Below are 8571 nucleotides of genomic sequence, written 5' to 3'. Positions count from 1 at the left end.
TCCGCACCTTTAATTCCTAGTTTACGAGGATCAAAAACTGGATCTTTTCCTTCTTTTTTCTGCTTCTCATAGTCCTTTAATGCGACTATAGCAGGCTTCATAATAATTAAAATCGCTAAAACGTTAATCCAAACCATTAGGCCAAGTCCAACATCCCCCATAGCCCAAGCAAGGTCAGAAGTACGTATAGTACCGTAGAACGCTGCAATTAAAATTGCAAATTTCGCCAACCAAATGACGACTTTTTCTGTAGTTCCTGAGAATAAATAAGCTACATTTGTTTCAGCAATATAGTAGTATGCCATAATCGTCGTAAAAGCAAAGAAGAATAATGCAATCGCTACGAATGGTCCACCAAAACCTGGTAGTGAAGAATCAACCGCATATTGTGTGTATGCTGCACCTTCTTTAATACTTTTCGCAAACGTCATTTGTTCTTCACCAGTTAATCCACCTTTATTGAAATCACCAACATAAACATATGAATCAGCGCGCTCTGCAGCTTTTTCATCGTGTACATTATACATACCGGTAAATAAAATCATGAATGCTGTAGCTGAACAGATTAATAGAGTATCAATATACACTGAAGCTGCTTGAACGATACCTTGTTTAGCAGGGTGTGATACTTCTGCTGCCGCTGCCGGATGCGCACCTGTTCCTTGACCTGCTTCATTTGAATAAATTCCACGTTTAACACCCCATGCAATAGCAGAGCCAATAACACCACCAAAGATTTCATGCGCACCAAATGCGCTAGAAAAAATTAATGAAAATACAGCTGGTACCTCTTTAATATTCATTGAAATTATGACGATGGCCATCAGAATATAGGCTAATGCCATAAACGGTACAATAATCTGTGCAGCATTGGCAATCCATTTCACCCCACCGATAATAATAGTACCTAATAATACGACAATAATAAGTCCTGTAATCCAAGTCTTAACATCGAAAGCGTTTTCAACTGCTGTCGCAATTGCATTCGATTGAACACCCGGCATCAATATTAACATGGCAACTAATGCGGCAACAGCAAAAATAACTGCAAACCACTTTTGCCCCATCCCTTTTTCTATGTAAAAAGCTGGACCACCACGATATTCTGTATCTTTCTCTTCTTTATAAATTTGAGCCAACGTCGACTCAACGTAAGCAGTTGCTGCACCGATAAAGGCGATTGCCCACATCCAAAAAACAGCACCAGGTCCCCCCATCCCGATTGCTGTAGCAGTACCGGCAATATTACCTGTTCCTACTCGACCAGATAATGCGATAGACATCGCTTGGAATGATGAAATCCCCTTATCCGATTTTTCGCCTTTAAACATTAAAACAAACATATCTTTAATATGCCTGACTTGTAGGAACCGTGTAATGATTGAAAAGAAGAGCCCAATTAGCAAAATACCATAAATAAACCACGGTCCCCATAAGATTTCATTAATTTTCCCAACGATTGTTTCCATTTTACCCCTCCAATTTGAAAAAATGTAACTTCAAGACATTATAGTATTACACTTTTCAGAAAATTACAACATTATATTCGAGTAACAAAAAGTTAGTAATTTTCTAGTTAATTGGAGGGTCATTTACTACTTAATTATATAGCCAATTCTTCGAAGAGCATTATTAATAAAATCACGTATATAAACAAAAATCTCGTCACGCTCTACTTCATGAAATAGATTATGATAACAGTTTGCCCATTCTTTGAATTGAAACTCTGTAAATTCCATCTGATGAAGCCAATTACGTGTTTGTTTAGTTTCAGTAATTTTATCTTTTTCAGCTGTCATAACTAACATCGGCATATTAGGGAATTCAGCCTTAGGCAATAACACTAAATTACGCATCATTTGTTGTAGCTCTCGATACCATTTCACTGAAACAACGGACGAAAAAGGAACCTCATCCTTCATCTCATCTCTACCTTCTACACTGCGCGTTAATGATTCTAAAGTAATTTCATGGGTCAGCTTCACATTCGCAGTCAGGGCACTTAAACTAGTTAAAGCATTTGATAGTTTACCTGGCAATAGCTTTAAATGAAGCCAAGGTGAAGTTAAAATAATCCCTGCGCATTCATATTTTCGTTTTTGCACGGTATGTAGCAATAGTGTCGCGCCAAGCCCATGTCCTATTAAAAAGACAGGTAAATTATACGAAAAAGCATTCTCCATTAAATGCCTTGTATATTTGTTGTATTCTTTAAAATCTTCATCGTGAACACTTGAAAACCCTGTATTTACTCCATGATTAGGTAAATCCCCCATGACTATGTGGAAGCCTTCCAATCTTAGTTTTTCTATTAGCCATGCATACCAGCGGTGATTTTCATATGCACCATGAAGAATAGCAACCACAGCCTTTGCTTGTCCATCAGCTTCCCATTTCCACATTTTACATAGTCCTCCTAAAAAAATAATTACACAATGATTATAACGAAATATCTAGCTCATTTTAATTTAATATTTCCATCAAGTTGCGTATTTGATACGATAATATTACATCATAGAAAGAAAAGAGGCGATTCTCATGATCTATCCATTTAAAGGTAAAACACCCAATATCGATCCGTCTGTATTTATTGCCGATTATGCAACCGTTACTGGCGACGTTACAATAGGTGCTGAAACAACCATTTGGTTTAACACCGTTATTCGAGGGGATGTATCACCGACAATTATCGGAAAAAGGGTTAGTATTCAAGATCTCTGTTGCTTACATCAAAGCCCTAAATATCCACTAATTATTGAAGATGAAGTAACAGTCGGACATCAAGTAACTTTACATAGCTGTACGATTCGTAAAAAAGCCTTAATAGGTATGGGCTCTATAGTATTAGACGGAGCGGAGATTGGAGAGGGTGCATTCATTGGGGCGGGTAGTCTTGTACCTCCAGGCAAAGTCATTCCTCCAAATAGCTTAGCATTAGGGCGTCCCGCAAAAGTTGTAAGAGAATTAAATGATGAAGATAAAGAAGATATGGAACGCATCATACGTGAATATGTAGAAAAAGGTCAATACTATAAATCTCTTCAACCAAAAAATAAATAGTTATTTCAACTACATCAAAGCAGCTCCGCGTTTCCTTGGACAACCGAGCCATACACGATTATGAGTAGGAGCTTATTTTTTTCGTTAAAAACAGCGAAAGGGGCATTAGATATTGAGCCCCTTTCTGTAATAGTATCTTAAAATATTTTTTCAGCCACTTTATTGCTTTAGCTGAATAGTTTATAAACCTGCTTTTTCTTTTAATGCGTCAGCTTTGTCTGTTTGTTCCCAAGGTACATTTAAGTCTGTACGACCGAAGTGACCATATGCTGCAGTTTGCTTATAAATTGGACGACGAAGATTAAGCATTTTAATAATCCCCGCTGGGCGTAGGTCAAATAGCTCACGTACCCATTTTACAATTTCACTTTCCGTAACTTTTCCTGTCCCAAATGTATCAACAGCAATTGATACAGGTTGAGCAACACCAATCGCATAAGCTAGTTGTACTTCAGCTCGATCTGCTAAACCAGCTGCTACGATATTTTTTGCCACATAGCGTGCTGCATATGCCGCAGAACGGTCTACCTTAGTTGCATCCTTACCAGAGAAAGCACCACCACCATGACGTGCATAGCCACCGTATGTATCAACGATGATTTTGCGTCCAGTTAGACCAGCATCTCCTTTTGGACCACCAATTACGAATCGGCCAGTTGGGTTGATGAAATATTTCGTCTCAGCATCTAATAATTCACTTGGAACAACTGGGGCAATAACGAATTCTTTTAAGTCTGCTTGAATTTGCTCAAGTGTAGCTTCTTCGTCATGCTGTGTAGAAATGACAATCGTATCAACGCGCACTGGTACATTGTTTTCATCATACTCAATTGTTACTTGTGTTTTTCCGTCTGGACGTAAATATGCTAGTTCACCAGATTTACGTACTTCCGTTAAACGACGAGCCAATTTATGCGCTAAACTAATTGGTAATGGCATAAGCTCTGGTGTTTCGTTACATGCATAACCGAACATTAAACCTTGGTCACCTGCGCCAATTGCTTCAATGTCAGCGTCTGTCATAGAGCCTTCACGCGCCTCTAATGCTTGGTCAACACCTTGAGCAATATCAGGTGATTGCTCACCAATAGCAACAAGTACTGCTAGGTTTTCAGCATCAAAGCCATATTTCCCACGTGTATAACCGATTTCTGCTACAGTATCACGAACGATACCTTTAATATCTACATAAGTAGAAGTAGTAATTTCTCCTGCTACTAATACTAAGCCAGTTGTTACTGTTGTTTCACACGCTACACGTGCGTTTGGATCTTCTGCTAAAATAGCATCTAAAATGGCATCCGAGATTTGATCACAAATTTTGTCTGGATGTCCTTCAGTAACACTCTCTGATGTAAACAGTCGACGTTTTGTCATTTGGTTTTCCTCCTATTACTTTAACAAATAATACTTGCGAATTAATACGGTACTCATTACCCATGTCAAGCCCGCTCCTATAGATTGAACTCTTAAGCCGTTGTTGTGGCTGTCGCTACGTTGCACTACGCTTTCGCACAAATAAACAACTGTTGCTTTTAACACGAGATTTCGAAAGATCCGTCATTATAATAAGGAAAGGACTATATACTTACCTTTACATTCGTTTTTAACAATAAAAAAATCCTTTTCTCACGCTTACTTAACATGAGGAAAGGAATAATGACTTCGTAACCTTTCACTCTTATCGTTCAAGGGGTTTCCCCTTGCATCAGGTTGGCACCAGCGCATGTGTGAAATGGTTCATGCAGGTTGCCGGGTTTCATAGGGCCTGACCCTCCACCAGCTCGGGATAAGAGTATCCGTTCAATATCTCATAATACGTAAAAGGTCGAACGTTGTCAAATATTTTTAACCTCTTTCAGCTAATGTCCAAACACCCGATGAAATAGAGGAACTCAGTATAAGAACGCCACGTCCTGTGCGAAAGCGAAGCGTTAGCACTACGCTTTCGCGCAAAAAACAATTGTTGGCCTAAAGCTTCCGGCAGATATCCCGGAATCGGCATAATTGATTGTATTTATATAAAGAAAGTGCGGGATTATAAAGAAACTAATTTGGATTATGCTGTAAATTGAAACAAAATAATCCCTATTCTCCACCTCCCATCATGTGTTAACATATGTGTAACCCTTTACAGCACATTTTGTAGCGAAAGCAAAGCGTCAGCTACAGAACATGTGGTGGATGAATATGATTGTAGCCCCTTTTCAGCCGAAGACAAGCTCCAACTAATAAAAACCAAGCTAAAAACTTCACATCCTGTGCGAACCTCATGTTAGCCAAAAGCTTCTAAACACAATTTTGCTGTGTCGAAAGTGATTGTTTGATCACTTATTATATAGGGTAAAAAGCATTATCAAAACGAATCAATTTACTTTTTGTCGTTTTCTTGAAAAGTAATAAAATCTGAAAAATAATTTCTGAATTAGTATAGATTATTTAAGCAATTGTGTTATACTATTTTTGAAATTAAGAAAATCTCCCTCAAACTCTAGGGAATACTATAAAAAAGGATGGTATTTAATCGATGAATTCAGTAGAAATTGCAAACGAACTGAAGGAATTATTAAGCGGCGGTAACATTAATGTTCAACTTTCAGTACCACAATTAGCTGAAAAGGCTACTTCTCGTGGTGAAGCTATGTTAACAGTAGATGGCGCAGTTCGTGCAGAAACTGGCAAATACACTGGTCGTTCACCTAAAGATAAATATACGGTAGAAGAAGATAGCACAAAGGATAAAATTGACTGGGGCAAAGTTAACCGACCAATTTCTTCTGAAGTGTTCGATAACTTATATGTAAAAGTAGTAAAATATTTAAAAGAACGTGACGAATTATTCGTATTCAAAGGCTTTGCTGGTGCTGACAAAGATTCACAATTAAGCATCCAAGTAATCAATGAATATGCTTGGCACAATCTTTTCGCTCATCAATTATTTATCCGTCCAACTGCAGAAGAATTAGCTTCTCATGTTGCTGACTTCACGGTTATCTCAGCTCCTAACTTTAAAGCAGACCCTGCTGTTGATGGCACAGCCTCTGAAACTTTCATCATTGTATCACTTGAAAAGAAAATTATCCTAATCGGTGGTACTGAATACGCTGGTGAAATCAAAAAATCTATTTTCGGTATTATGAACTACTTATTACCACAACAAGGCATCCTTTCAATGCACTGCTCAGCAAACGTTGGTGAAGCTGGTGATGTTGCATTATTCTTCGGTTTATCTGGCACTGGTAAAACTACTTTATCAGCTGATCCTGACCGTAAGCTTATCGGTGACGATGAACACGGTTGGTCTGATAATGGTGTATTCAACATTGAGGGCGGTTGCTATGCAAAAACAATTAACCTTTCTGCTGAAAAAGAACCAGAAATCTACAACGCAATCCGCTTCGGTTCTGTTCTAGAAAACGTAGCTGTTGATCCAGAAACTCGAGTTTGTGACTATGATGATGGTTCATTAACAGAAAATACACGTGTAGCTTATCCAATTCAATACATTGAAAATATTGTTGATCCATCGGTTGCAGGTCACCCAAAAACAATCATCTTCTTAACAGCTGATGCATTTGGTGTATTACCTCCAGTCAGTAAATTAACAAAAGAGCAAGCAATGTACCACTTCCTAAGCGGTTTCACATCTAAACTTGCTGGTACAGAACGTGGTGTAACAGAGCCAGAACCAGTATTCTCAACTTGCTTCGGTTCTCCATTCCTTCCACTTCCAGCAACAGTTTATGCTGAAATGTTAGGTCAAAAAATTGACGAGAACGGTGCACAAGTATTCTTAGTGAACACTGGTTGGACTGGTGGCGAATATGGTACTGGTAGCCGTATGAAGCTTTCTTACACTCGTGCAATGGTACGTGCTGCAATTGATGGCAAATTAGCTAATGTTGAAACAATTCAAGATTCAGTATTCGGTTTAAACATTCCAACTTCTATTGAAGGTGTACCAACAGAAGTGCTTAATCCTCGTGATGCATGGGCAGACAAAGCTGCTTATGATAAAAAAGCTGCTGAACTTGCTGGTTTATTCAACGATAACTTCAAGAAATTCTCAAATGTTTCTGAAGCTATCACTAAACTTGGCGGTCCATTAAAATAATTCATTAAGCAAAGGGAACGATTTCAGTCGTTCCCTTTTTTGTGTTGAAAAACAAAATGGTCAAGCAAATCTTTGAGAATGTTTTGGAGCTTTAAATGAGGGTGATTTCCATTCCATGTTACTCGCTTTCCTGTGAGCTACAGTCGGAACGGAAATCAACTCCCTCGTTTTGCCGAAGAGCCATACTTTAAGACACCTTAATTTCATGTATTTCAACAACATGCAAAGGGAACAATTAAGGTCGTTCCCTTTTTTATATTCCCCTATTAGAAAATTCTACTTTTCATATTAGTAACTTTGTGTATAATTCATAATAGTAGTTTTAGGGGGAAATATATGAAAAGAAAGTATAAAGTGATTATTACCATTGTCAGTCTTCTATTAGTCTTGTTTGTTGTGGCTGGATTTTTTGCAGGGAATTATTTTTATAACTTCGCCTTAAATCCTAATACTGATAAATCAGATGTGTTTAATGCTCCGCACAATTCTATTGCGGTTATTCCTAAGGATTCTAAAGAAAAAGAAGAGAGTGAGAAGTGGTTTAAAGAGAATTACAAGGACTCTTATATACAGTCTTTCGATAATTTGAAATTACATGCCTATACGCTAAAAAATACAAACGAAACAAATAAATGGGCAATTGTTTTCCATGGATATTCATCTGAAGGTTCACAAATGACAAAGTATGCTAAGCATTTTTATGATGCCGGCTATAATGTTCTCGTACCTGATGCAAGGGCTCATGGAAAAAGTGAGGGTGACTATATCGGTATGGGTTGGCACGATCGACTTGATGTAGTCTCTTGGATTAATAATGTTATCAGTTCTGATAACAACGCTGAAATTGTTTTGTATGGTGTTTCCATGGGAGGCGCTACAGTAATGATGGCCTCAGGAGAGGATCTACCTAGCAATGTTAAGGCTATTATTGCGGATTGCGGTTATTCCTCAGTTTGGGATGAATTCTCCTATCAATTGCAAGAAATCTTCAATTTACCTGAATTTCCTATTATGCACTTTTCTTCAATTGTTACGAAGTTAAGAGCTGACTTTACACTTGGTGAAGCTGATAGCGTCAAGCAAGTAGCAAAATCGAAAACACCGATGCTATTCATTCATGGAAGTAATGATACATTTGTTCCATCTGATATGCTAGATGAAGTATATGAAGCTGCCAATGTACCGAAGGAGAAATTTATTGTTGAAGGTGCTGGACATGGTGGTGCAGAAAGCGTTGCTGGTGACTCTTATTGGGAAACTATTAATAACTTTTTAGCAAAATATGTAGAGTAAATGTCTTTTTTCTACCGTTCAGGTGCCTGTCATAAAGCACCTGAACGGTTTTTTAGGTCTACCCGAGCAGTTTTCGAACAAAAAAACTCCATTTTGAAAAAGAG

6 protein-coding genes and 1 riboswitch are annotated in these 8571 nt (G+C 38.0%); of the genes, 3 read left to right on the top strand and 3 right to left on the bottom strand.

Going from position 1 to position 8571, the window contains the following annotated elements; genetic code table 11:
- A partial coding sequence (locus ACFXN8_RS22680) for an alanine/glycine:cation symporter family protein (protein WP_386847738.1) occupies positions 1-1469 on the bottom strand: 1469 nt, incomplete at its 3' end.
- Between the two features lie 126 nt (positions 1470-1595).
- Positions 1596-2402 (bottom strand): alpha/beta hydrolase, encoded by an 807-nt coding sequence (locus tag ACFXN8_RS22675; protein ID WP_376077793.1) that lies wholly within the window; start codon positions 2400-2402, stop codon positions 1596-1598.
- 136 nt (positions 2403-2538) lie between these two features.
- Between ACFXN8_RS22675 and ACFXN8_RS22670 the strand changes: the two genes are divergently transcribed.
- Positions 2539-3060 (top strand): gamma carbonic anhydrase, encoded by a 522-nt coding sequence (locus ACFXN8_RS22670; protein ID WP_376077792.1) that lies wholly within the window; start codon positions 2539-2541, stop codon positions 3058-3060.
- A gap of 180 nt (positions 3061-3240) precedes the next feature.
- Here ACFXN8_RS22670 and metK read toward each other — a convergent pair whose 3' ends face one another.
- On the bottom strand, positions 3241-4437 hold the full coding sequence (gene metK, locus ACFXN8_RS22665) for a methionine adenosyltransferase (RefSeq protein ID WP_376077790.1): 1197 nt from the start codon (positions 4435-4437) through the stop codon (positions 3241-3243).
- A gap of 301 nt (positions 4438-4738) precedes the next feature.
- A riboswitch (SAM riboswitch) is annotated at positions 4739-4856 on the bottom strand.
- A gap of 731 nt (positions 4857-5587) precedes the next feature.
- Between metK and pckA the strand changes: the two genes are divergently transcribed.
- Positions 5588-7174, top strand: a complete 1587-nt coding sequence (gene pckA / locus ACFXN8_RS22660; RefSeq protein WP_386847734.1) for a phosphoenolpyruvate carboxykinase (ATP) — start codon at positions 5588-5590, stop codon at positions 7172-7174.
- Positions 7175-7510: 336 nt separating this feature from the next.
- Positions 7511-8467, top strand: a complete 957-nt coding sequence (locus ACFXN8_RS22655; RefSeq protein ID WP_386847732.1) for an alpha/beta hydrolase — start codon at positions 7511-7513, stop codon at positions 8465-8467.
- Positions 8468-8571: the final 104 nt, after the last annotated feature.

The sequence above is a fragment of the Lysinibacillus sp. NPDC059133 genome (assembly GCF_042755925.1).
GTDB lineage: Bacteria > Bacillota > Bacilli > Bacillales_A > Planococcaceae > Lysinibacillus.
The sequence above is the reverse complement of the archived record's forward strand: the minus strand, read 5'-3'. Positions and strand labels throughout refer to the sequence as shown.